This is a genomic window from Crossiella sp. NPDC003009 (genome assembly GCF_053591555.1).
In genome coordinates this window covers 1-25050 of sequence record NZ_JBSFUA010000014.1, presented here as the reverse complement: position 1 = coordinate 25050, position 25050 = coordinate 1, and the positions used below count along the sequence as shown (strand labels likewise).

The window sequence follows — 25050 nt, the reverse complement described above, 5'->3', positions numbered from 1 at the left end:
CCGCTGAACCCGGTCGTCAACGACCTGTCGCCGGTCCGGTGAACACCCGCACGTCCCAGCTGCCAAGGTGAACCGGGGTACCGGCCGGGCTGGACCCGCCACCCAGGAGGTCGGTCAGCTCGACCGGAGCGGTGACCTGAACCTGCTCCCAGCTCCAGTTGTGCACCACGTGCACGCGGTCGCCCTCGGCTGAGGTGCCGGTGGTCGTGGTGACCGACGGGGGCAGGTCCGTCCACCCGCCGCGTGGTGTGGGCGCCAGCCACTCGGCCAGTGCCCGGGCGAGGTCTCGTCCGGGCACTGTGCCGACGCAGGTGACCCGCCCCTGGCCGTGGTGGCGGGTGGTGACCGCGGCCCAGCGCCCGAAGTGCGGGTGGTCGTAGCCGACCAGCACCTCGGCGTCCAGCACGGTGAGCCCCTCCAGCCAGCGGGTGGCGGTGGCCTGCGCGGGCAGCTCGAACGGTGCGCCCGGGGCGGTGCGCACCGGGAGGTCCCGCGCCAGGTTGCTGTACTCCTCGTACCGGACACCGGCGGCCTCGACCAGACGGCCGGGCGCGGGCTCGGGCCGGGCCCTGGCCTCGTGGTCGGCGTAGCCGGTGCGCGGGCCGAGGACCAGGTGCCCCCCCGCCGCGGCATAGGCGGCCAGCCAGTCGAGGGTCGCGTCCCCGGCGATGTGCAGCGCGGGGACGACCAGCACGGGGTGCCGCCCGGCCGCCTCCTCCGGCGAGGCCGACTCCAGCAGTTGCCGGATGTGCGTGATGCGCACCTGGCGGCGGGCGTCGAAGGCGCCCCGGTAGAAGCTGTCGAAGATCCGGTCGTAGGCGCCCGCGTCCGGCTCTCCGTCCGATGTGGACAGTGGAGGGTACTTCCGCAGGTGCCACTTGCTCTGGTTCGAGTAGACCATGGTGAGGTCGGCGTCCGGTTCGATGCCGGCCACGGTCGTCCCGGCGATGCCCAGCTCGGTGCCCAGCCTGGCCACCTCGGCGTAGACGCGGCCGGGCCTGCCACTGTGCGGCAGCACGCCGCCCCAGTAGGTCTCCGCGCCGAAGTGCAGCGTGTGCCAGTGCCAGTACTCGATCATCCGCGCGCCGCGGGCGACCATGGCCCAGGCGGCCTGCCGCCACTGGCCGTCGTAGGCGGGCCGGTTGTCCCACGCCGGGCCGATGTTGCCGGCGTTGGTCTCGGTGACCAGGAACGGTTCCTGGCGGGAGGAGAACATCCGGTCCGCGGCCTGGAACAGCGCCCACACGCCGACGGCCTGCCAGCCCTGCTCGCGCTCCGGCGCGGGGTCCGGCAGGGCGAGCGCGTCCTGCATCTCGTAGTACGGGTTGCCCGCGGTGACGTCCAGCTCGCGGTTCACCTCGTGGTCCTCCAGCGCGGGACGGGGGTAGTGCAGGCAGGTGGTGACGAACTGCTCCGCGCGGGCGTGCTCGCGGACGATCCCGGCCTGCCAGGCGATGAACTCGGTGGTCTGGCGGCCCTGGAAGTCCCGCCAGGCCAGGTCGTACTGCGGCTGCGCGTTGCCGTCGGGGGTCCACAGGTCGGCCCAGGTGGTCAGCCGGTGCGACCAGTACACCAGGCCCCACTCGCGGTTGAGCGTCTCCACATCGCCGTAGGTGGTACGCAGGTGGTCCAGGAAACGCTGGAAGACACCGTGGTTGTGCAGCAGGTGCACCCCTGGCTCGTTGTCCACCTGGAACCCGATGACGGCGGGATGCTCGGCGTACCGGGTGACGATCTTGCGGACGACCCGCTCGGCGTGGTGCCGGAAGGCGGGATGGGTGAAGTCGACCTCCTGCCGCGCGCCCCAGCCGACCCGCTGCCCGGTGGCGTGTTCCCCGGCGATCTCCGGGTACTGCCGGGCCAGCCACGGCGGCACCGCGTAGGTCGGGGTGCCCAGGATGACGGCGATGCCGCGTTCCTGCGCGCCGTCGAGCACCGGCTGGAGCCAGTCCAGGTCGAACTTCCCGTTCTCCGGCTCCCAGGTCGACCACACCGACTCGCCGACCCGGATGACGGTGAAACCCGCCTCGGCCATCAGGTCCAGGTCGGTCTTGAGCCGGTCGTGGGGCTGGTACTCGTGGTAGTAGGCCGCGCCGAAGAGGACGCGGGCCGGCAGGACCGCCATGAGTGGAACCTCCAGTCAGCGGGGCGGGACCAGGCCGCGTTGGCGCAGCCAGGCCAGCTGCACGGCCGGGTTGGAGCCGTAGCCGCCGCCGTGGTCGGCGAAGGGCCACACGGTCATGCCGCGGTCCGCGCCCGCGTAGTGGTTGAAAGCGGCGTAGACGGTGGATGGCGGGCAGATCGGGTCCATCAGCCCGACGCTGAACAGCGCCGGCGCGGCGGCCCGCTGGGCGAAGTGCACGCCGTCGAAGTAGGACAGGGTGGTGAAAGCGGGCTCGACATTGTGCCTGCTGTGCCAGCGCAGGTACTCCGCGAGCTCCTGGTACGGGCCCTCGCCGCTGCATTCGGCCGCGCGGCGGAAATGGCACAGGAACGGCACATCCGGCAGCACGGCCGCCACCCGGTCCCGCGCCAGGCCCGCGACGGCCAGGGCGAGGCCGCCGCCCTGGCTGCCGCCGGCGACGACCACACGCTCCGGGTCCAGGCCGGGCAGCTCACCCACCGCGTCCACCGCGCGGACGCAGTCGGTGATCAGCCGCCGGTAGTAGTAGTGCTCGGGGGAGTCGATGCCGCGGGTCAGGAAACCTTTGGCCCACTGGGTGCCGCCGCCGGGATCGCGGTCCGGGGTGTCGTGTCCCTGGCCGCGGCTGTCCACGACGAGCTGGGCGTACCCGGCGGCGGAGAACAGCAGGTGGTCGGTGGGCAGCCCGCGGCCGCCGGTGTAGCCGATGAAGGTGACCACGACCGGCAGCGGCCCTTCGGCGTCCCGCGGCCGCAGTAGCCAGGCGGCCACCGGTTCGCCCTGCCAGCCGGGGAAGCGCACGTCGTCCACCTCGACGGTGCGCAGCAGGTGCGCCTCGGTGACCCGGTCGGCCCGCACCGCCCCGCCGCGGGCGCGCGCCTCGGCCAGGGTGCGGTCCCAGAAGGCGTCGAAGTCCGGTGGTGGCGGGGAGTCCGGGCGGTAGCGGGTGAGCTCGTCGAGCGCGAGGTCGGTCAAGGGCATGGTTCCTCCGGTCTCAGGCCTGCGGGCTGAAGCGGAAGGCCGTGAGCCGGAAATCGCCGTGCAGCAACACTTGCAGGTCGTGCACACCCTCCAGCGCCGCCGGGAGCTCGGCCGCGGTGTTCGTCCAGGCGTAGCGGTCGCCGGTGACCGGCACCGTGATCCAGGCCAGCAGCCGGTCGGAGGCCCGGAACTCCAGCCGGGCCTCGTCCGGATCGTCCTCCGTCCGCGAGACCTCGGCCTCCACCCGGCAGGCGCCGGAGAGGTCGACGGAGCGGAACCACAGCGTCGCGGGCTCCGCCGGGTCCGCCGGGGTGACCGCGTCGCCGGTGGTGCGGGTGGCGTCGACGAGGCTGATGCCGGCGTAGTCGTCGAAGTCGACGGCCGCGATGCGCCGGTCCACGCCTGCCCGGCAGGCCGGGGCCGTGCCAGTGACCGTGAGCGGGGCGAGGAGCACCACGTGCTCGGCGGAGCGGCCGATCAGGACCCGGTACCCGCCGGGGTCGACGGTGAAGGCGCCGGTGGTGACGTCCCAGTGCGCCAGCGCCTCGGCGGGCAGCCAGAAGGTCAGCTCCTCGCTCTCACCGGGCACGAGCCAGACCTTGGCGAAGTCGGCCAGCCGCAGCCGGGGCGCCTGGTACCGGGCGTTCAGCGCCTGCACGTAGAGCTGGACCACCTCGCAACCCGTCCGGGCGCCGGTGTTGGTCAGCGTCACCGAGACCTCGACCGAACCGTCCTGGGCCACGGTGTCCGAGGACAGCTTCAGGTCCCCGTAGGTGAACTCGGTGTAGGACAGGCCGTGGCCGAAGGGGTACAGCGGCGCGGCCCGGTGGTACTGGTAGGTCCAGCCCGCCTTGATGATGTCGTAGTCCAGCGGGTGCGGCAGCTCGTCCCCGCCGCGGTACCAGGTTTGCGGCAGCCGTCCGCTGGGCTCGGCCGCGCCGAGCAGCACCGCGGCCAGCGCGTGGCCTGACTCCTGCCCGCCGTGGGAGGTCCACACCACGGCGGGCAGGTGCTCATCGGCCCAGTCCAGGGCGTAGGGGTAGCTGCTCATCACGACCAGCGCGGTCTCCGGCCGGGCCGCCGCGACCTTGCGCAGCAACGACTCCTGGGCCTCGGGCAGCGCGATTCCCTTGCGGTCCTCGGTTTCCCGGCCGTGGATGAGCGGGTGGTTGCCGAGCACGACCACCGCGGCGTCGGCCGCCTCGGCGGCGGCCAGGGCCTCGGCCGCGCCGTCGCGCAGCAGCTCCCGCTGCCAGTGCTCGGCCTCCGCCGGGGTCTCGGCGGTGACGCTTACCCGGCCGTCGACGGGATCGACCACGGCGTAGCGGCCGGTGAGCACATTGCGCAGCAGCACGGTGTCCGCGCCGGCCGGATCGGGTTCCAGGCGGAAGGTCTCGCGGACCTCCCAGGTCTTGATCAGGTCCTGGTCGGCGGCCAGCGCGTCGCCGTCCTTGAGGCTCAGGTAGCGGCCGGTGTCGGCGGAGCGCAGGGTCAGCACCCCGTCGCCCCAGTCCAGCACGTCGAAGGCGGTCTTGCCCAGCAGCTCGCCGGTGGTATTGGCGCGCAACGCGATCCGGTCCGCTCCGTCGGCCACGACCACCTCGCCGCCGTGCCCGGCCAGCGCCGCCCGCAGGCCGTCGGCGACGGTGACCGCGTAGGGCAGGGTGCCGCTGTACCAGTCCTCGCACAGCATGTCGGCCAGCGGGCCGAGCACCGCGATCCGCCGGGTCTTGGCCGCGTCCAGCGGCAGCAACCCGTTGTTGCGCAACAGCACCACCGACTCGGTGGCCGCCCGCAGCGCGAGCGCCTGGTGCGCGGGGCAGTTGATGACCTCGGGGCCGATGGCGGCGTAGGGGTCCAGCTCGGGGTCGAACTCGCCGAGCCGGAAGCGGATCTCCAGCTGCCGCCGGACCGCGCGGTCCACGTCGGCCTCCTCGAGCAGGCCGCGCTCCAGTGCCGCGCGCAGCCGCCCGACCGGGGTGGCGCTGTCCTCGCCGTGGTCGGTGAAGCTGTCGATGCCTGCCTTGAGCGCGGCGGCGTGCGACTCGGCGTGGTCGGCGAAGTAGTGCTCGGGGTCGACCAGGTTCGACGGCGCCTCGGCGTCACTGACCACGAACAGCTCGTGCCCGGTCGGCTCGGCCCAGCGGCGCAGCTCCTCGTTGATCAGCGGGCTGACGTGGCAGGGGCGGCCGTTGACCAGGTTGTAGCCGGCCATCGCGCCGGTGGCCGCGCCCGCCGCCACCACGGGGCGGAAGGCGGCCAGGTCGTACTCGTGCAGCACCCGGGGGCGCAGGCCGGAGGAGGTGACGCAGCGGTCGTCCTCGTTGTTGTAGGCCAGGAAGTGCTTGAGCACCGGCGCCGTGCGCAGGAAGCGCGGGTGGCCCCCGGCCAGGCCCTGGCAGAAGGCCAGTCCGACCCGGGCGGTGTGCACCGGGTCCTCGGAGTAGCCCTCCTCGTTGCGTCCCCAGCGCGGGTCGCGCAGCAGGTTCAGCACCGGCGCCCACGCCTGCAGGCTGTGCGGGCCGGCGCCGATCGCGGGCCGGCGGTGGTGGTGGAAGGCCCGCAGCTCGACCGAGGTGGCCTCGGCCACCCGGCGCACCAGTTCCTCGTCCCAGCTCGCGCCCAGCCCCACCGCCTGCGGGAAGACGGTGGCCTGGCCGATCCAGGCGACCCCGTGCAGGGCCTCGGACCCGGTCCGGAACGGGCCGAGACCCAGGCGGGGCACGGCGGGCGCGTACTGGTGCAGCATCGCGATCCGCTCATCGAGGGTGAGCCTGCCGAGCAGGTCGTCGACGCGCTCGCGCGTGGGGCGCGCGGGGTCGCGGAACGGCAGCCGCTCAATGGCGGAGTCGGACTCAGAACTCACGGAGCAACCCCTCAGGTCGGATGCTGTGTTGAAGCGCTTCGACATTGGCATGCAGGGGTTTTACCTGTCAACGTCTTGTTACGACGGTGTCAAGTCATTACTCTCCCCCCAATCCGTTTAAGCGCTTCGACACTTCAATGACGAAGGATCGGTTCCGCCATGGGTATCGAGATCAACCGCAGGAACTTCTTAACCGCCGCCGCCTCGGTCGCGGGAGCCATCGCGGCCGGCCCGCTGCTGTCGGCCTGCGGCGGCGGCCCGCAGCAGCGGGCCGGCACGAACACCGACGCCGGTCTCAAGGCCGCGCTGCCCGCGCACGTGCCCAACACCGCGATCAAGCCGGACATCCCTTCCGTGATCGGCGGCCCGGACACCTTCACCGACCCCGGCTTCCTCAGCTACCCGGCCAACCGGGTCACCACCGTGAACGGGGTGCCGGGCAAGGGCGGCAAGTACTCCGCGGTCACGCCGCTGTGGGGCACCGTGCCGCCGGCCGGGAACTCCTTCTACCAGGCCATGCACAAGGCGCTGGGCGTCGAGCTGACCATGCGGCCCGCGGACGGCAACAACTACGCCACCATGGTCCCGACCATGACCGCGGCCAAGAAGCTGCCCGACTGGATCCAGCTGCCCGCCTGGTGGAACCCCAACTTCAACGTCGGCGGGCTGGCCGGCACGCAGCTGGCGGACCTGACGCCCTACCTCTCCGGCGACAACGTCAAGAAGTACCCCAACCTCGCGGCCCTGTCCCCAGGCGCCTGGCGGACCGGCGTCTGGGGCGACAAGCTGTACGGGATCCCCTCCTTCTCCACCGGCTTCCAGGTCGCGGGCCTGATCTACTACCGGCGCGACGTGTTCGAGGCCAGGGGTATCCGCGCCGATGAGGTGACCTCCGCCGAGGACCTGATGAACCTCGGCAAGGAGCTGACCGACGCCAAGCGCGGCGTGTGGGCCTTCGACGACGTGTGGACCTACATCTACACCGCCTTCGGCGCACCGCTGAAGTGGCGGGTGGACAACGGAAAGCTGGTGCACGCCTACGAGACGCCGGAGTACCTGGAGGCGCTCAACTGGAACTACCGGCTGGCCACCTCCGGCTACCTGCACCCCGACGCGCTGGCCGGCGACAACGTCAACGCCGTCACCCGCTTCTACAGCGGGAAGACGCTGATCCAGGGCGGCGGCCAGGGGGCGTGGAACCTCACCGACCACCAGGCGGGCGGCGCCGCGAACCGGGACTACCGGCGCGGCGCGTTCGACATCTTCGCCGCCGACGGCAAGAGCAAGCCGGTGATCTACCAGGGCCCCTCCACCAACCAGGTCAGCTACCTCAACATCAACCTCAAGCCCGAGCAGATCGAAGAGCTGCTGGCGGTGGCGAACTACCTGGCCGCGCCGTACGGGTCGGCCGAGTACACGATGGTCAACTACGGCGCCGAGGGCACGCACCACACGATGGTCAACGGGGTGCCGACCTTCACCGACGAGGGCAAGAAGATGGTCCAGGCGCAGACCTACCCGTTCCTGGCCAGCCCGGCCTCGGTGATCAGCAACCCCGGCGGGGAGGTCGTCACCAGGGACTACACCAGCTGGCAGGCCGCCAACATGAAGGCGCTGGCCAAGCCGGTCTTCTGGAACATGAACTTCAGCATGCCGCAGGCGCAGGCCTCGGCATTCGCCGCGCAGTCCGTCGAGGACACCGTCAAGGACTGCTACCACGGCAAGAAGAAGGTCGCCGACGTGCAGGCCGCCATCGCCAGCTGGAAGTCCACCGGCGGCGGGGACCGGCTGACCCAGTGGATGACCGAGAACGTGCTGCAGAAGTACGGCACCGGGCAGTGAGCACGCCACCAGCGCCCCCCACGGCACGACCGAGGCTGAGCTGGCGGGTCAGGCTGCGGCGGGACCGGTCGCTGCTGCTGATGACGGTCCCCGCCGTGCTCCTGCTGCTGGTCTTCAACTACGTGCCGCTGTTCGGGATCGTCACCGCGTTCCAGGAGTACGACCCGCTGGCCGGGGTCTGGGCCAGTGAATGGGTCGGCTTCGACCAGTTCCAGCGACTCTTCGGCGACCCGCTGTTCTGGGGGGCGCTGCAGAACACGCTCTACCTCAGCTTCGTCCAGCTGGTGCTGTTCTTCCCGGTGCCGATCGCGCTGGCGATGTTGCTCAACTCGCTGCTGTCCCAACGGCTGCGCAACTTCATCCAGTCCGTGGTCTACCTGCCGCACTTCTTCTCCTGGGTGCTGGCCATCACGATCTTCCAGCAGATGCTCGGCGGTGCCGGCGCGCTCAACCAGTTCCTGCGCGGCAACGACATCGGCACCTGGGACATCATGACCAACCCGGACACCTTCGCGCTCCTGGTCACCTCGCAGGCGATCTGGAAGGAGGCGGGCTGGGGGATCATCGTCTTCCTGGCCGCGCTCGCCGCCATCAACACCGACCTGTACGAGGCGGCCGCGGCCGACGGCGCCAGTCGCTGGCGCCGGATGTGGCACATCACCCTGCCCGGCCTGCGCGGCGTCATCGTGCTGATGCTGGTGCTGCGCCTGGGAAACGCGCTGACCGTCGGGTTCGAGCAGTTCCTGGTGCAACGGGACGCGGTCGGCCACGACGCGGCGGACGTGCTGGACACCTTCGCCTTCTACTACGGCATCGCCACCGGCAACTACAGCTACGGCGCGGCCGCAGGCCTGTTCAAGAGCGTCATCTCGCTGCTGCTGATCTGGGGCGCGAACAAGCTGGCGCACGCCTTCGGTGAAGACGGGTTGTACCGGAAATGACCAACACACTCACGATCGAACGCACGCGTGGGGACGCGGGCGCGACCGGATCGGCGCCGCGCCGGAAGAAGCGGTCCACCCGCCCGCGGTGGGAGGAGCCGCCGACGGCCGTCGGCCAGACCGCCAAGGGGATCACCCTCGGCGGGCTGATGCTGGTCATGCTGGTGCCGCTGTGGATCATCGTGGTGACCAGCCTGTCCACCCAGGCCGCGGTCAACCGCGCGGGCGGGCTGGTGCTCTGGCCGGACGGCCTGACCTTCGAGGCCTACCGGGTGATGCTGGAAGACCCGACCGTGCGCTCAGCGCTGGTGGTGAGCCTCGGCATCACCGCGATCGGCACGGTGGTCTCGCTGGTGGTGTCGATCCTGTGCGCCTACGGCCTGTCCAGGTCCGGTTCGTTCGGGCACCGCTTCGTGTTGATCCTGCTGATCATCACCATGTTCGTCAGCGGCGGCCTGATCCCGACCTTCCTGGTCGTCACCGGGCTCGGTGGCTACGGCGAGTGGTGGGCGCTGATCCTGCCCAGTGCGGTGTCGGTGTTCAACATCCTCATCCTGCGCTCCTTCTACTCCTCGACCTCCGCCGACCTGATCGAGGCGGCCCGGATCGACGGCGCGGGGGAGTGGCGGATCCTGTGGTCCATCGTGCTGCCCACCTCGCGCGCGGTGACCGCGGTGATGGCGCTGTTCTACGGCGTCGGCTACTGGAACTCCTTCTTCAACGTGATGTTGTACATGCCCACCGACGCGGAGAAGTGGCCGCTGCAGTACGTGCTGTTCACCTACGTCAACCGGGGCAACGGACTACCCGGCTCGGTCAACGCGGGCTTCGGCACCCAGTTCGCCCAGACCGCGCCGCTGTCGCTGCAGATGGCGGTGGTGGTGCTGACCCTGGTGCCGCTGCTGATCGTCTATCCGTTCGTGCAGAAGCACTTCCGCACCGGTGTGCTCACCGGCGCGATCAAGGGCTGAGCCCAGGAAGCAGGAACACCCGACCATGGCGACAATCGCCGATGTGGCCAGGCACGCGGGCGTGTCGGCCAGCACGGTCAGCTACGTGCTCAGCGGCAAGCGCTCGGTCTCCGCGGAGACCAGGCGCCGCGTCGAGCACTCGGTGACCGTGCTGGGCTACCACCCCAACGCGGGAGCGCGGGCACTGGCCGGTCGCCGCTCGCACATCATCGCCCTGGCGGTGCCGCTGCGCACGGACGTCTACGTGCCGATCATGATGGAGATCGCCGTCTCGGTCACCATGTCGGCCCGGCAGCACGGGTACGACGTGCTGCTGGTGACCAACGACGAGGGGCCCGACGGGGTGCGCCGGATCGTGGGCAGCGGACTGGCCGACGGCGTGATCCTGATGGACGTCGAGCTGGCCGACGAGCGGGTGCCCGCGCTGCGCGAGCTGGGCACCCAGGCCGCGCTCATCGGGCTGCCGGACGATCCACGCGGACTGTCCTGTGTGGACCACGACTTCGCCTCGGCAGGCGCGCTGTGCGCCGACCACCTGGCCGAGCTGGGCCACCGGGAGGTCGCCTTCATCGGCTACGGCTCCGGCGTCTACCACCGGCACGCCGGGTACGCCGAGCGCACGCTCACCGGCTTCCGCGAACGCGCGGAACTGCGCGGGCTGCGGTTCGTGCACCGTTCCTGCGAAGGCACCTACGAGAGCACCGCGGGCGCGCTCACCCGCGTGCTGGCCGACCGGCCGGGCACCACCGGCTTCGTGGTGCAGAACGAGGGCGCGATCGGCCCGCTGCTGAGCCTGCTGCGCTCCAGCGGGCGCACGGTGCCCGAGGACGCCTCGGTCATCGCGCTCTGCCCCGAACAGCTCGTCGAGCAGTACGCGCCCCGGCTCACCGCGGTGACCGGCCCGGCCAAGGAGCTCGGCCGGGTGGCCGTCGAGCAGCTGATGAGCAGGCTCGCCACGGCCACCCGCGAGACACGCCCGCAGGACGAGCTGGTGCTGCTGGACCCGGTCCTGACCGTCCGGGAGAGCACCGGTCCCGCACCACGACTGGTCGCACATCCGTGACGCCACCGCTGAACCCCACCATCCCCGAGCGCGAGGAGCGCCGCATGTCCCCGCACTTCCGAGACCTCGGTGACGCCCTGGAATGGCGCGCCAAAGGCGAGACCCTGCGCGTGCAGGCGTGGGGCCCGGACGCCGTCCGGGTCAGGGCCACCCCCGGCGGACCGCTGCTGGAGGACCTGCCCGGCGCGCTGCTGGACGCGCCGCCGGAGGGCGGCAAGCCGGAGATCACCCTCGCCGAGCACCACGCGGTCCTGGTCAACGGCGAGATCACGGTCCGGATCGACGCCGACAGCGAAGGCCTGCTCACCCCTGAGCTGTCCCCGACCGCGGGCAGGCTGACCTTCCTGCGCACCGCCGACGGCGCCGAGCTGCTCGCCGAGCAGCCCGCCCACTTCTGGTGGCCGGGGCCAAGGCTGGCCACCGCGACCGGCAACGGCTACCACCGGCTGGAGCAGCGTTTCCGCGCCTACCCGGGGGAACGGCTGTACGGCCTCGGCCAGCACACCCACGGCCTGCTCAGCCAGAAGGGCGCGGTCATCGACCTGGTCCAGCGCAACGCCGAGGTCACCATCCCGGTGCTGGTCTCCAACCGGGGCTACGGCCTGCTGTGGAACTCACCGGCCATCGGCCGGGTGGAACTGGCCGAGACCGGCACCCGCTGGGTGGCCGACAGCGCCCGCCAGATCGACTACTGGATCACCGCCGGCCAGCCCGCCGAGGTGCTGCGCCGCTACGCCGACGCGACCGGCCACGCCCCCGAACTGCCCGAGTGGGCCTCGGGTTTCTGGCAGTGCAAGCTGCGCTACCGCACCCAGGAGGAGCTGCTGGAGGTCGCCCGCGAGTACCGGCGGCGCGGGCTGCCGCTGTCGGTGATCGTCTGCGACTTCTTCCACTGGACCCACCTCGGCGAGTGGCGGTTCGACCCGGCCGAGTGGCCGGACCCGGCAGGCATGGTCCGCGAGCTGGATGAGATGGGCGTCAAGCTGATGGTCTCGGTCTGGCCCTCGGTCAGCCCGGCCAGCGAGAACTACCACGCCATGCTGGACAAGGGTTTCTTCATCGGCACCGAGTACGGGCCGATGGCGCACGCCGACTGGCCGGACAAGGGCCTGGGCGCCTACTCGGCCCAGGTCGCCTTCTACGACGCCACCAACCCGGAGGCCCGCGAGTTCGTCTGGGAGCGGATCCGGCGCGGCTACGAGGAGCTCGGCATCACGGTCTTCTGGCTGGACGGGTGCGAACCGGAGCTCAAGCCCGGTCACCAGTACGGCCTGCGCTACCACGCCGGACCCGGTCTGGAGGTCGGCAACCTCTACCCCCGCGAGAACGCCCGCATGGTGCACGACGGCCTGCGCGCGGTGGGGGAGAACGAGATCATCTCGCTCAACCGCTCCTCCTGGGCGGGCGCACAGCGCTACGGCGCCGCGCTGTGGTCCGGTGACATCGGCACCGACTTCGCCTCGCTGCGCACCCAGATCAAGGCAGGACTGAACGTGATGATGTCCGGAATCCCTTGGTGGACAACGGACATCGGTGGCTTCCACGGCGGCGACCCCGATGATCCCGCCTACCGCGAGGTGCTGGTGCGCTGGTTCCAGTACGGGACCTTCTGCCCGCTGTTCCGGCTGCACGGCTTCCGCGGCTCCGAACAGGTCCTGGAACCCGCGATGACCGGGCTGGCCAACGAGATCTGGTCCTACGGCGAGGAGGCCTACCCGATCCTGGCCGAGCACCTGCGGCTGCGGGAACGCCTGCGCCCGTACGTGATGCGGCAGATGCGCACCGCCGCGGAGACCGGTCTGCCGCCGATGCGGCCGCTGTTCCTGGAGTTCCCGGAGGACCCGCGGTCCTGGCTGGTCGAGGACGAGTTCCTGCTCGGCCCCGACCTGCTCGTCGCACCCGTGACCGAGGCGGGCGCCCGCGAGCGCGCCGTGCACCTGCCCGCCGGCGCGCGGTGGACCGACGCGTGGACCGGGCAGGAGCACGAGGGCGGGCAGACGGTGACCGCGGCGGCCCCGATCGAGCGCATCCCGCTGTTCCTGCGCGACGGCGCGCGGCTGCCGGTGCTGGCGGAGTCGTGAGCACCCGTCGCCTCCTCGACCGGCTCGGCGGGCTCGCCTTCGGCGGGGACTACAACCCCGAGCAGTGGGACGAGCCGGTGTGGAAGGAGGACGACGAGCTGATGCGCCGGGCCGGGGTCAACCTGGCCACGGTCGGCGTGTTCTCCTGGGCCCTGCTGGAGCCGGAGGAGGGCCGCTACGACTTCGGCTGGCTGGACGCCCACCTGGACCGCTTGCACGCCAACGGGATCGCGGTCGACCTGGCCACCCCGACGGCCTCCCCGCCGCCGTGGTTCACCCTGGCCCACCCGGACGCGCTGCCGGTCTCCGCCGACGGCACCAGGCTGGTGCACGGCAGCCGGGACACCTACTGCCTGGCCGCCCCGGCCTACCGCGAGGCGGCCCGCCGGATCGCCGCCGCCCTCGCGCAACGCTATGGCGACCATCCGGCGGTGGCGCTGTGGCACGTGCACAACGAGTACGTGACGCTGTGCTGGTGCGAGCACACCGCCGCCGCCTTCCGCGCGTGGCTGGTGGCCCGGCACGGCTCACTGGATGCGCTCAACGAGGCGTGGGGCACCGCGTTCTGGAGTCAGCACTACACCAGCTGGGAACAGATCCTGCCGCCGCGCGCCACCCAGTGGCACCACAACCCAGGGCAGGCACTGGACTTCCGCCGGTTCTTCTCCGACGAGGTGGTCGCCGCCTACCGCGAGCAGCGCGAGGCGATCCGCGCGCACAGCGACCGGCCGGTGACGACCAACCTCATGCTGCCCGGCTACCAGAACGTGGACCTGTGGGCGCTGGGCCGGGAGGTCGACCTGGTCGCCATCGACCACTACCCGGCCGCGCCCGGCCTGGACGCGGCCGCCGACACCGCCTTCGGCGCGGACCGCGCCCGCTCCTTCGCCGGCGGACGGCCCTGGCTGCTGATGGAACAGGGCACCAACACCGTCTACGCGGGCGATCGGACGCTGCACAAGGAACCGGGGGAGGTCCTGCGGCACTCCCTCGGGCACATCGCGCGCGGTTCGGAGGGGGCGCTGTTCTTCCAGTGGCGGCAGTCCAAGGCCGGCGCTGAGCAGTGGCACTCGGCGATGGTCCCGCACGCGGGTCCGGACAGCCGGATCTTCCGCGAGGTGACCGAGACCGGGGCAGCGGTGGCCCGGCTGGCCGAGCTGGCCGGGTCGACGGTCACCGCCGAGGTGGCCGTGCTGCACGACTCCGACGCCTGGTGGGCGCTGGAGTCCGACGGTCTGCCCTCGCCCGAGCTGGACTACCACGCGGCGCTGCGCCGGGCGCACCGCGCGCTGTGGGACGCGGGCGTCACCGCCGACTTCGCGCACCCGGAAGCCGACCTCAGCCGCTACCGGCTGGTGCTGGCCCCGGCGCTGGCCCTGCTCTCCGAGGCCGGGGCGGTGAACCTGCGCCGTTACGTCGCCGACGGCGGCACGCTGCTGGTCCAGCACTTCAGCGGTGTGGTCGACGAGCGGATGCACGCCCAGCTCGGCGGCTACCCGGCCGCTCCGCTGCGCGAGACGCTGGGCATCCGGGTGGAGGAACACCGGCCGCTGGGCCGGGACGAGCGGATCGTGCTCTCCGACGGGTTGACGGCCACCGCGTGGAGTGAGCTGCTGTGTGCCGAGCGCGCGGAGCCGGTGCTGGCCTACACCCACGGCATGCTGGCCGGGGCCCCGGCGCTGACCCGGCACCGCTTCGAGTTCGGCCAGGGCTGGTACCTGTCCACCCGCCTGGACGAGGCCGGCTACGCCGCGCTGATCACCCGGCTGCTGACCGAGACCGGTGTGGGTCCCGACCTGCCGGACCTGCCGCCGGGCGTGGAGGCGGTCACCCGGCACGCCCCGGACGGCCGCCGCTGGCACTTCCTGCTCAACCACCGCGCCGAGCCGGTGCCGCTGCCCGCGGCCGCGCACGACCTGCTCACCGGGACAGCAGTGCGGGAGCTGCCGCCCGGTGGCTGCGCGGTGCTCAGGCGAGGAGCTGACGGGTGAGCCCGACCAACCCGGTGATCCCGGGCATGCACCCCGATCCCAGCGTCTGCCGCGTTGGCGAGGACTACTACCTGGTGTGCTCCAGCTTCGAGTACTTCCCCGGCGTGCCCGTCTTCCACAGCCGGGACCTGGTGCACTGGCGGCAGATCGGCAACGCGCTGGACCGGCCCAGCCAGCTGCGCCTGGCCACCGCGTGGTCCTCCGGCGGGATCTACGCGCCCACGCTGCGCCACCACGACGGCCGGTTCTGGCTGATCGTGACGAACGTGAGCGAGGGCGGCGGCAACCTGCTGTGCACCGCAACGGATCCGGCCGGTCCGTGGTCGGATCCGGTGTGGCTGCCCGACATCGCGGGCATCGACCCGGACCTGGCCTGGGACGCCGACGGCAACTGCTGGTGCACGGTCGCCGGGGTGAGCCAGTACCGCATCGACCCGCACACCGGGCAGACCTTCGGCCCGGCCAGGGAACTGTGGTCCGGCACCCCGGGCGCGAAGGCCCCGGAAGCGCCGCACCTGTACCGGATCGGCGACTACTGGTACCTGCTCATCGCCGAGGGCGGCACCGAACGGGGCCACGGGGTCTCCATCGCCAGGAGCTCATCGCCCAACGGCCCGTTCGAGCCGTGCCCGGCCAACCCGATCCTGACCCACCGCGGCACCGACGAGCCCATCCAGAACACCGGTCACGCCGACCTGGTGCAGGGTCCCGACGGCTCGTGGTGGATGGTGCTGCTGGGCGTGCGGCCCGGCGGCGGCACCCCCGGCTGGCACGTGCTCGGCCGGGAGACCTTCCTGGCTCCGGTGACCTGGACCGAGGACTGGCCCGTGGTCGGCGACCTGGCACCGGTCCTGCCCGCGCCGCCGTGGCCGCTGCACCCCTTCCCCACGGAGCCGGGCCTGGACGAGTTCGACCCCGGCGAGCTGCGGCCGCACTGGGTGTCCCCGCGTGAGCGCCTCGAATCACAGTGCACCACAACGGAACGGTCCGGCTGGCTGACCCTGCGCGCCCGCGGCGGTTCCCTGGACGAGCCCGACGCGGTGTTCCTCGGCCGCCGCCAGCAACACCGCTCCTGCCGGGTGCGCGCGCTCATCGATCCCGCCGACGGCAGCGGCGGCCTCGCGGTCCGCTTCGACGAGCGGCACCACTACGAGATCGAGGCGGGCTCAGCAGAAGTGCGGGTGCTGGCCCGGATCGGCCCACTGCGCACGGTGGTGGCCGCCCGGCCGGTGCCCGCCGGACCCCTGGTCCTGGGCATCGAGGTGGACGCGACGCGGGAGCTCGCGGACGCCCGTTCCGGGCCGGACGTCCTCTCCTTCGGCCTGGTGCGGCCGGATGGCGGCTTCACCGTGCTGGGCACGCTCGACGGCCGCTACCTCTCCACCGAGGTGGCGGGCGGCTTCACCGGCCGGGTCATCGGCATGTACGCCTCGGCCGGAACCGTGCACTTCGACTGGTTCGACTACGCGGGTGACCACCTCTGACCATCCAATCGACGAAGATTGTGAGGGTTCCATGTTGCGATTACTCAGAAACCGTTCGATCCGCCACCGGATCGGCGCACTGGTGGCCGGGTTCACGACCCTGGCCGCGAGCTTCACCCTGCTGACGGCGAACGAGGCCACCGCCGAAGAACGGGCGCCGGCCAACGCGATGGCCCACGTCGCGGCGATGCAGCCCGGCTGGAACCTGGGCAACACCCTGGACTCCACCGGCGACGACGAGACCTCCTGGGGCAACCCGCGGATCACCCAAGCGTTGCTGCGCAACGTGAAGGCCCAGGGCTTCAAGAGCATCCGCATCCCGGTCACCTGGACCCAGCACACCGGGCCCGCGCCGGAGCACACGATCAAGCCGGCCTACCTCAACCGCGTCAAGGAGGTCGTCGGCTGGGCGCTGGCCGAGGGCCTCTACGTCATGGCCAACCTGCACCACGACTCCTGGCAGTGGATCTCGAACATGCCGGCCGACCGCGCCGGCGTGCTCGCCCGCTACAACAAGCTGTGGATCCAGCTGGCCACCGCGTTCAAGGACTTCTCCCCGACCAGGCTGACCCTGGAAAGCGTCAACGAGCCGCAGTTCACCGGCAGCTCGGGGGCCGCGCAGAACGCCGAGCTGCTGCACGAGCTCAACGCCTCCTTCCGGGACATCGTGCGCCGCTCCGGCGGCAACAACGCCAGCAGGCTGCTCGTGCTGCCGACCCTGCACACCTCCTCCGAGCAGGCGCGGCTGGACGAGCTGGCGACCTCGATCCGCGGGTTCAACGACCCCAACCTGATCGCCACCGTGCACTACTACGGCTACTGGCCGTTCAGCGTGAACGTCGCGGGCGGCACGCACTTCGACGCCACCGCGCAGAAGGACGTCACCGACTCCTTCGACCGCGTGCACAACACCTTCATCGCGCGCGGCGTGCCGGTGATCCTCGGCGAGTACGGCCTGCTCGGCTTCGACCGGCACACCGGGACCATCCAGCAGGGCGAGAAGCTGAAGTTCTTCGAGTACCTCGGCTACCACGCGCGCCAGCGCAAGATCACCACGATGCTGTGGGACAACGGCCAGCACCTGGGCCGCAACTCCTTCCAGTGGAGCGATCCCGAGCTGTGGTCGCAGATCAAGTCGAGCTGGCGGACCCGCTCGGCCACCGCGTCCACCGACCAGGTGTTCAGCGCCCGCGCCGGCGCCATCACCGCCAAGACGATCACGTTGAACCTCAACGGAACCTCGTTCACCGGGCTGCGCCACGGCAACACCGAGCTGGCGCGCGGCCGGGACTACACCGTCTCCGGGGACCAGCTCACCCTGACCGCCTCGGCGATCACCAGGCTGAGCGGATCACGGGAGTACGGCGTCAACGCGGTGCTCTCGGCCCGCTTCGCCAACGGCCTGCCGTGGCGGATCAACCTCATCACCCACGACCAGCCGATCCTGGGCAACGTCAACGGGACGACAGCCGCCTTCGCCATCCCGACCACCTTCCGCGGTGACCTGCTGGCCACCATGGAGGCCAAGTACGACGACGGCAGCAACGCGGGCCCGCACGACTGGACCCCGTTCAAGGAGTACGACCGCGCGTTCGCGCCCGGCTACGCCACCAACGTCACCACCCTGACGCCGGACTTCTTCGCCGCCGTCAAGGACAACACCAGGGTGACGCTGACCTTCCACTACTGGAGCGGCGTCAAGCTGACCTACCACGTCACCAAGTCGGGCAGCACGGTCACCGGCACGACGGCCTGACCCCACCCAGGCCGCGGTGGTCCGCGGGGGAGCCGGCACTCCGGCTCCCCGCGGACCCGTCGACACCCCTCACAGCCACGGAGGAACTCAGCATGTACCGGTCCCGATTAGCGGCAGCCGCGGCCTTCACCGCCGTGCTGGCCGCGACCCTCAGCAGCGTCCCGGCCGCCGAGGCCGCCGTAGCCGCGCCACTGGACCAGGCGCACACCGCGGGCCGGGTCACCAAGGCCGCTCAGTACACCTGGCCCGGCGTCTACTTCGAAGGCCGCTTCCGCGGCACCGGCGTCGGGATCGTGCTCAACGACGCGGTGAACGACTACGACGTGCAGATCGACGGCAAGACCGTTGCCACCCTGGTGACACCGGGCCGGACCACGCACTGGGTGCGCGGCCTGAGCAACGGCACGCACCGCGTCCGGCTGGTCAAGCGGACCGAGAGCACCTGGGCCGCGGGGGAGTTCGGCGGGTTCGTGGCCGCGCCCGGCGGCGCGGTGCTGGCCAAGCCGCCCGCGCGCGCCAGGCAGATCGAGTTCATCGGCGACTCGATGACCGCGGGCTACGGCAACATGTCCACCTCGCGCGACTGCTCGGCCACCGGCGGGGTCAGCCGCAACACCAACACCGACCAGAGCTTCGGCGCGCTCACCGCACGCGCGCTCAACGCCGACTACCAGATCAACGCGCAGTCCGGCCTGGGCATGGTGCGCAACTACAACGGCGGTTCCCCCGACCTCACCTACCGCACCTTCTACGACCGCGGGCTGCAGCACGTGCCCGGCGACGTGTGGCAGAACCCGGCCTGGCGACCGCAGCTGGTCGTGGTCGGCCTGGGCGCCAACGACTTCTCCACCGCGATCAACCCCGGCGAGCAGTGGACCCCGGAGCGCCTGGTCGCGGCGTACAAGTCCGCGTACCACGGTTTCCTGGACAAGCTGCGGGCCCGCTACGGCCCCGGCACGACGATCGTGGTCAGCGCTACCGCGGTGTCCAGCACCACCACCTTCGCCGATGCCACCCAGCAGGTCGTGCAGGAGCGCAACCGCAAGGGGGACAACAGAATCCGCCACTGGTTCTACAACGACCCGGCGCTGGACCGCCTCGGCTGCGACTGGCACTTCTCCCAGCACGACCACCGGCTGATCTCCGGCTTGCTCACCAACTACCTGGCCACACTGCCCCTGGGGTGGTGACGGCGATCCAGCGCCGCGTGCTCAGCGGTCCCAGCGGGTCGCGCGGCTGAAGGTGCGCGGGTCGCCGCTGAGGCCGACAACCGTGCCCGAGTTGTTCACCCCGGCGGTGAGCCCGGCCTCCTCACCGTGCAGCACAGGCAGCACGGTGAGGGTGCCGTCCAGCTCGCGCAGCACGGCCCTGCTGTCCCCGAGCTCGTGGAAGCGCGACTCGATGGTGATCAGCCCGTCGTCGTTGATGTCGTTGGCGATCCCCGCGCGGCCACCGGGGACCAGGCCGAGGTCGGTGACGGTGCCGTCGAGGTTCCAGCGCACCGGCCTGCTGCCGGAGAGACCGACGATCACGCCGTGCCGGTTGATTGCCTCAGCGCGGCTGGAGGTCTGGCCCGGCAGCGCGGGCAGCGGCGTGACGGTGCCCTCCGGCAGCCACCGGACCGCGACCTGGTTGTTGCCCAGGCTGGAGGAACCCACCGCGGTGCCGTCCGCACCGACCGCGCGGGCCAGGGACCGCTCGTGCCCCGGCAGCGGGTCCAAAATGGACATCGCGCCGTCGGGACTCCAGCGCAGGCCGCGCTCGAACCACCGGTCCTCGGTGTAGTAGACGGACTGGCCGACCACCACACCGTCGTCGTTGATCCCGACGGCGTAACCGCTGCTGTTCCCCTGCTCGTTGGCCGGCAGGGTGAGCACCTCGACCCGGCCCTGGGCATCCCAGCGCACCGGCCGCTCCAGCTCCGGGTCCTGGGCGTCGCCCACCACGACCCCGCTCTCGTTGATCGCCCAGGCCTGCGTGGTCTTGCGCCCCTCGGGCCGGGCGAGCTCGGTCATCGAGCCGTCCCGCGCCCAGCGCACGGCCCGCCGGTAGTCGCTGTTCCTGGACTCGCCGACGATGACCCCGTGGTCGTTGATCGCGGTGGCGTGCGAGCTGCCGGTGCCGGGCAGCACCCCCAGATCGGTGGGCGCGGCCGCGGCCATGGCCGGTGCGGCGGCGCCGAGGACCAGCAGCGCGGTCAGCGCGAGCGTGCCCGCGACGGACGCACGTCGAATACGCACGAAGATGTCCTTCCCCAGTGGGTTGAGCTTCCCGAGGAGCGTATATCGCCGGTGGTCCGGCCCCGTGACAGGAACAGGCCGCCGGAGTGATCCCGCCGCCGCACCGCCCTAGCGTGGACCACGAGACCGGAAGACGCGGAGCATGGGAGACAAGGCGATGGCGAAGGTCGGGGAGTACCCACGGGTTCGCCTGACGCACGTGCACAGCGAAGAGGAGCGCGAGTACATCGTCATCGCCACGCACAAGATCCGGTACTCCTTGCACCAGATCCCGGTGCCAAGGCCGGCCACCGGCGTGGTGGTGGACACGGTGGCGTGCGGCTCCTGCGACGCGCACCTGGAAGTGCGGGTGTTCAGTCCGGCCGAACGGCTGCGGGCGAAGCTGCGCTGGCTCGCGGTTCTGCTGGTGGGCGCGGTGATCGCCGTCGTGGGCACGTCCGCCCTCGTCGCCCTGGACCAGGCGGACGACCTGAGCGTGGCGCCGATGCTGCTGTGGCTGCTCACCAACGCCATCGGCCTCGGCGCGGTGGTCACGGGCGGCCTGTACCTGTGCACCGAGGACGGCGTGCGGCTCCCGTCGTTCTGGCGCGACCCCAGCCACCGGCTTCGTCGCTGGTGAACCGCCCGCTGCGATCTAGAGTGGGCTGGTGCCGCTAGTGGAGATCACCCATGCCCCGGAAGTCGCCGAGTCCGTCCTCCGTGAGCTCGGCTCGGTGTTGCCGCACCTGGTGTCGGTGGCCGTGGAGTGCCCGGAGGAACCGTACGACGGCGACCTGCAACCGGGGGATGTGGAGATCCGGTTCCGGCAGCTGGGGCCACTGGACCGCTGCGGCCTGGCCGTGGTGATCGAGATCCAGTCGAAGTGGTTCGAGAGCCGGGCGGCCAACCGGCAGGAACGGGCGGACCGGCTGCACGCCGACATCGCGGCGGCCACCGGGCTGGCGGACTTCGGCGTGTACCTGTCGCTGCCGGTGGCGGCTTGGGCGCAGGGGGACTAGACCTCGGCGGCCAGTAGCCGGGCCAGCTCCGCCGAGGGCGCCTCCGGCACCCGCTCGGTCTGGGCCACCAGCGCCCACCGGTCGCCGTCCTCGGCAGGTGACCAGTGCGCGGCGGTGTCCAGGTGGTGCCGGACCAGCCGGGACAGCGCGGCGTGGCAGGCGGGTTCGCCGTCCTCGGTGAGGGCGTGCGCGCGGGCGGTGCGGCGCAACGGGGCGCGCAACCGGTAGCGGCCCTCGGTGACCGGTTCGAGCAGGTGCGCCTCGATCAGGGCGTCCAGGAGGTCCTCGGTGGCGGCCGGGTCGCGGTCCAGGACGGCGGTGGCGGCGGGCAGGGTGAGGGTGTCACCGTCGGGGACGGCGAGCAGGCGCAGCGCGCGGGCCGGTTCCGCGGGCAGGGCGCGCAGGGTGGCGGTGTAGGGGTCCTCGGCGGCCGGGGTGACCGGGGTGGTGAGGCGGCGGACCGCGGTGGCCAGGGTCCAGTCGGGGCGGGCGGCCAGGCGGGCGGCCACGTTGTGCAGCACCTGGGGCAGGCCGTCGGCGTGCGCGAGCAGGGCCGCGGCGGCGCTGGGGTCGGTGGCCAGGCGGTCGCCACCGATGGTGCGCGCCAACAGTTCCCGCGACTCCCCGGGGGTCAGCGCGGGCAGGGTGTGCCAGCGGGCGTGCGCCAGCCCGTGCAGCCGCTGCCGCGCGGTGAGCAGCACGGCGGGGCCATTGGTGCCGGGCAGCACCGCGCGCACCCGGCCCTCGTCCACCGCGTCGTCGGCGAGCAGCAGGATGCGCCGCCCGCAGGTGAGGGTGCGCCACAACGTGATCCGCTCGGCGCCGGAGTCGGGGACCTCGGTGACGCCGAGCGCGCGCAGCAGCACCGGCAGCGGATCGGGAGTGGCGGCGCCGCGCAGGTAGACGTAGAACTGCCCGTCCGGGAAGTGCTCGGCCACCAGGTGCGCCAGGTGCACCGCGGCGGTGGTCTTGCCGATGCCGGGCCCGCCGGTGAGCGCGTGCACCGGCACGCCCGTCTCCTGCGGGCGCAGCTGCGCGGCGATCCCGGCGAGCAACTCGTGGTGGCCGGTGAACTCGGGCAGGTCCGGCGGCAGCTGCATGGGCAGGCGGGCGCGTTCGGCGGTGCTGAGCGGCCGCACCGGGGTCGGGCCGGACAGGCCGGGGTCGGCGCGCAGGATCCGCCGCTGCATCTCGCGCAGCTCCGCGCTGGGGTCCAGGCCCAGCTCGTCGGCGAACAAGCGGACCGCGTCCTGGTACAGCTCCAGTGCCTCGGCCTGCCTGCCGGAGCGGTAGAGGCCCAGCATGATCAGCGTGCGGGCGCGTTCGCGCAGCGGTTCCTCGATGATCAGCGAGCTGAGCGCGGCGACGGCTTCGGTGTGCCTGCCCAGCTCCAGGTCGGCGGCGGCCAGCTCCTCCACCGCGGTCAGCCGCAGCTCGCGCAGCCGCACCCGTTCCCGCTCGGCGTAGTCCCCGCGCACCCCGGCCAGCGGCGTGCCCTGCCACAGGTCCAGGGCCGCCCGCAGCGCGCCGGCCTCGGCGTCCAGGTCACCGGTGCGCCGGGCCTCGCGGGCGGTGGACAGGTGCGCCTGGAAGTCGGCCAGGTCCAGCTGCCCCGGCGCGGTGGGCAGCGCGTAGCCACCGGCGACCGAGCGGATCACGGTGGCCGGGCGGCCGTCACCGAGCGCGCGGCGCAGCTTGGAGACGTAGGAGCGCACCATGCCGCCCACCGCCGGCGGTGGGCTGGCGCCCCACACCGCGTCCACCAGCGCGTCCTGGGTGGCCACCGTGCCGTTGTGCAGTAGCAGCACACCCAGCAGCGCGCGCTGCTGCGGCGCGCCGAGATCGGCCTCGGCCCCGTCCAGCCATGCCCGCACCGGACCCAGCAGCTCGAACCGCAACCCCGCGCTCACCAGCCTCACCCTATGCGCGCCCGCCGCCGATTCGCCCCCGGACCAGCGCGTCAACAATTCGTCAGCACTCAGTCCACATCGGACTGATGGGGTCACCGCCATGATCGCAACCCAGTACACCGCCGCCGTGACCGTGACCGGCGAGGGCCGCAACGGCGGCCGCGCTGTCGCCGCGGACGGCCGGCTCGACCTCCGCTTCGCCATCCCCAAGGAACTCGGCGGCGCCGGCGGCGCGACCAACCCCGAACAGCTGCTCGCCGCGGGCTGGGCCTCCTGCTTCTTCGGCGCCACCCGCCGGGCCGCCACCGCGGCGCAGGTCCCGCTCAAGGACCTCGCGGTGATCGCCGAGGTCACCCTGCACCACGACGGCGCAGGCGAGTTCACCCTCAGCGCGGCACTGCACCTGGAGGTCAGCGGGATCGACCAGGAGACCGCGGCGCGGCTGGGCCGGGACGCGCACCGGATCTGCCCCTACTCCAAGGCATTGGGCCCGTCCATCCCGGTGACCATCGATGCCACGGTCGCCTAGCCGCACTGTGCCGGCAGCCGCAGGTCCCACCGCGCGAGGCGGTCGCGCCAGGGACCGGTTCCGGCTCCCACCCAAGGTAACGAAGGAATAACGGTCGGTGATGGACCCGATCCGTGCTCCCCCTGGCGCCGAATGCGAGGTGTTCGACCGACCGTCCGGAAGAGAGAAGCCAGTCATGACCAACACCGCCCGCCGCACCACCGCCACCCTCGGCGTCGCCTCGATCGCCCTGCTCGCCGCGGCCTGCGGTTCCGGCGACATGGCAGGCAACTCCAGCTCCCCCTCGGCCGCCCCCAGCAGTGCGGCGGCCCCCACCTCCAGCGCGATGGCCGACCCCGCCCGCGACCTGGTCGGCCCCGGCTGCGCCGACTACGCCAAGCAGGTCCCCAGCGGCGGCGGCTCGGTCACCGGCATGGCCGCCGACCCGGTCGCGGTCGCCGCGAGCAACAACCCCCTGCTCAAGACCTTGGTCAGCGCCGTCTCCGGCAAGCTCAACCCCAAGGTCAACCTGGTCTCCACCCTCAACGGCGGCGAGTTCACCGTCTTCGCCCCCGTCGACGCGGCCTTCGCCAAGATCGACGCGGCCACCATCGAAAAGCTCAAGACCGACGACGCCCTGCTGACCAAGATCCTCACCTACCACGTGCTCCCCGGCCAGATCACCCCCGACAAGATCGCCGGCGACCAGAAGACGGTGCAGACCGGCGTGGTGAAGGTGACCGGCGCAGGCAACACCCTCAAGGCCAACGACGCCAACGTCATCTGCGGCGGCGTGCACACCGCCAACGCCACCGTCTACCTCATCGACTCAGTCCTCATGCCCAAGTAACCCCCCGCCCCCCGGCCGCCAGAGCCCGCACCAAACCCTCCGGCGGCCGGCCCCGCGGCCCCCTCCCGCCCCACCCCAGACCAGCGGTTATGCTGATCCCACCACCGCCACCTCGCCCCGGTTCACCCGATCGAGCGCAGTGATCCAAAACGAAAGGCAACCAAAACCGGGGTTCGAGCGTTCCGCAGAGGAACGGTGGCGGCGGCGGACCCCGTCAGGGGCGGCAACGCGCGGTCGCTAACCCAGCAGCCACGGCCGCTGGACGCCGGTCACGGGCACGCCGGTCGCTGGCACACCGGTCGCCAGTTGCAAGCACACTGGCCGCCGACGGATCTGGACCCAGGCGACGAACGAGATCGCCCAGGTCATGGAGGACAACTTCCCCGACGACAACCCGATCTCGGTGATCGTGAAGTCGGGTGCGG

The 25050-nt window shown here is 71.8% G+C and carries 19 protein-coding genes; 13 read left to right on the top strand and 6 right to left on the bottom strand.

The window, feature by feature from the left end; all coding sequences use genetic code 11:
• Positions 1 to 16: 16 nt before the first annotated feature.
• The 3 genes from ACWDY5_RS17685 to ACWDY5_RS17675 are packed head-to-tail and all read right to left on the bottom strand — an operon-like array spanning position 17 to position 5990.
• Entirely contained in the window at positions 17 to 2125 is a 2109-nt protein-coding gene (locus ACWDY5_RS17685) for a beta-galactosidase (protein WP_449723250.1), read from the bottom strand.
• Between the two features lie 15 nt (positions 2126 to 2140).
• Positions 2141 to 3124 carry an acetylxylan esterase gene (locus ACWDY5_RS17680; RefSeq protein ID WP_449723249.1) on the bottom strand — a complete coding sequence of 328 codons (984 nt, stop codon included), beginning with the start codon at positions 3122 to 3124 and terminating at the stop codon, positions 2141 to 2143.
• A gap of 13 nt (positions 3125 to 3137) precedes the next feature.
• Positions 3138 to 5990, bottom strand: a complete 2853-nt coding sequence (locus ACWDY5_RS17675) for a glycoside hydrolase family 3 C-terminal domain-containing protein (protein WP_449723248.1) — start codon at positions 5988 to 5990, stop codon at positions 3138 to 3140.
• Between the two features lie 159 nt (positions 5991 to 6149).
• Between ACWDY5_RS17675 and ACWDY5_RS17670 the strand changes: the two genes are divergently transcribed.
• The 9 genes from ACWDY5_RS17670 to ACWDY5_RS17630 all read left to right on the top strand — a co-directional run bounded on the left by ACWDY5_RS17670 (position 6150) and on the right by ACWDY5_RS17630 (position 19309).
• Entirely contained in the window at positions 6150 to 7832 is a 1683-nt protein-coding gene (locus ACWDY5_RS17670; protein WP_449723247.1) for an ABC transporter substrate-binding protein, read from the top strand.
• Positions 7833 to 7912: 80 nt separating this feature from the next.
• Positions 7913 to 8773, top strand: a complete 861-nt coding sequence (locus ACWDY5_RS17665) for an ABC transporter permease (RefSeq protein ID WP_449723246.1) — start codon at positions 7913 to 7915, stop codon at positions 8771 to 8773.
• Positions 8770 to 9744, top strand: coding sequence for a carbohydrate ABC transporter permease (locus ACWDY5_RS17660; RefSeq protein ID WP_449723245.1), 975 nt, complete (start codon positions 8770 to 8772; stop codon positions 9742 to 9744). The genes ACWDY5_RS17665 and ACWDY5_RS17660 overlap by 4 nt, the downstream gene beginning before the upstream one ends.
• A 25-nt stretch (positions 9745 to 9769) precedes the next feature.
• Positions 9770 to 10807 (top strand): LacI family DNA-binding transcriptional regulator, encoded by a 1038-nt coding sequence (locus ACWDY5_RS17655; RefSeq protein WP_449723244.1) that lies wholly within the window; start codon positions 9770 to 9772, stop codon positions 10805 to 10807.
• Complete coding sequence (locus ACWDY5_RS17650; protein ID WP_449723243.1) at positions 10804 to 12888, top strand: glycoside hydrolase family 31 protein; 2085 nt, start codon at positions 10804 to 10806, stop codon at positions 12886 to 12888. The genes ACWDY5_RS17655 and ACWDY5_RS17650 overlap by 4 nt, the downstream gene beginning before the upstream one ends.
• Positions 12885 to 14879, top strand: coding sequence for a beta-galactosidase (locus ACWDY5_RS17645; protein ID WP_449723242.1), 1995 nt, complete (start codon positions 12885 to 12887; stop codon positions 14877 to 14879). Before ACWDY5_RS17650 ends, ACWDY5_RS17645 begins: the two co-directional genes overlap by 4 nt.
• Positions 14876 to 16363 carry a glycoside hydrolase family 43 protein gene (locus ACWDY5_RS17640; protein ID WP_449723241.1) on the top strand — a complete coding sequence of 496 codons (1488 nt, stop codon included), beginning with the start codon at positions 14876 to 14878 and terminating at the stop codon, positions 16361 to 16363. The genes ACWDY5_RS17645 and ACWDY5_RS17640 overlap by 4 nt, the downstream gene beginning before the upstream one ends.
• Positions 16364 to 16397: 34 nt before the next feature.
• Positions 16398 to 18119 carry a cellulase family glycosylhydrolase gene (locus ACWDY5_RS17635; protein ID WP_449723240.1) on the top strand — a complete coding sequence of 574 codons (1722 nt, stop codon included), beginning with the start codon at positions 16398 to 16400 and terminating at the stop codon, positions 18117 to 18119.
• 92 nt (positions 18120 to 18211) lie between these two features.
• A complete protein-coding gene (locus ACWDY5_RS17630) occupies positions 18212 to 19309 on the top strand; it encodes an SGNH/GDSL hydrolase family protein (RefSeq protein ID WP_449723239.1) in 1098 nt (365 codons plus the stop codon).
• A gap of 21 nt (positions 19310 to 19330) precedes the next feature.
• Here the strand turns inward: ACWDY5_RS17630 and ACWDY5_RS17625 are convergent, their stop codons facing one another.
• On the bottom strand, positions 19331 to 20359 hold the full coding sequence (locus ACWDY5_RS17625; RefSeq protein ID WP_449723238.1) for a DUF3466 family protein: 1029 nt from the start codon (positions 20357 to 20359) through the stop codon (positions 19331 to 19333).
• A gap of 142 nt (positions 20360 to 20501) precedes the next feature.
• On the opposite strand from ACWDY5_RS17625, the gene ACWDY5_RS17620 reads away from it, so the two are divergent.
• Both ACWDY5_RS17620 and ACWDY5_RS17615 read left to right on the top strand, forming a co-directional pair.
• Entirely contained in the window at positions 20502 to 20978 is a 477-nt protein-coding gene (locus ACWDY5_RS17620; RefSeq protein WP_449723237.1) for a hypothetical protein, read from the top strand.
• Between the two features lie 28 nt (positions 20979 to 21006).
• Positions 21007 to 21357, top strand: a complete 351-nt coding sequence (locus ACWDY5_RS17615; RefSeq protein WP_449723236.1) for a hypothetical protein — start codon at positions 21007 to 21009, stop codon at positions 21355 to 21357.
• Here the strand turns inward: ACWDY5_RS17615 and ACWDY5_RS17610 are convergent.
• The gene (locus ACWDY5_RS17610; RefSeq protein WP_449723235.1) at positions 21354 to 23267 is read right to left on the bottom strand and encodes a BTAD domain-containing putative transcriptional regulator; all 1914 of its coding nucleotides are present in this window, start codon (positions 23265 to 23267) and stop codon (positions 21354 to 21356) included. The two genes, ACWDY5_RS17615 and ACWDY5_RS17610, sit on opposite strands and share 4 nt — an antisense overlap.
• Positions 23268 to 23367: 100 nt before the next feature.
• On the opposite strand from ACWDY5_RS17610, the gene ACWDY5_RS17605 reads away from it, so the two are divergent.
• Positions 23368 to 23796, top strand: coding sequence for an Ohr family peroxiredoxin (locus ACWDY5_RS17605; RefSeq protein ID WP_449723234.1), 429 nt, complete (start codon positions 23368 to 23370; stop codon positions 23794 to 23796).
• A 175-nt stretch (positions 23797 to 23971) separates the two neighbouring features.
• Positions 23972 to 24625, top strand: coding sequence for a fasciclin domain-containing protein (locus ACWDY5_RS17600; RefSeq protein ID WP_449723233.1), 654 nt, complete (start codon positions 23972 to 23974; stop codon positions 24623 to 24625).
• A gap of 237 nt (positions 24626 to 24862) precedes the next feature.
• On the opposite strand, the gene ACWDY5_RS17595 is transcribed toward ACWDY5_RS17600, so the two are convergent.
• A partial coding sequence (locus ACWDY5_RS17595; RefSeq protein WP_449723232.1) for a hypothetical protein occupies positions 24863 to 25050 on the bottom strand: 188 nt, incomplete at its 5' end.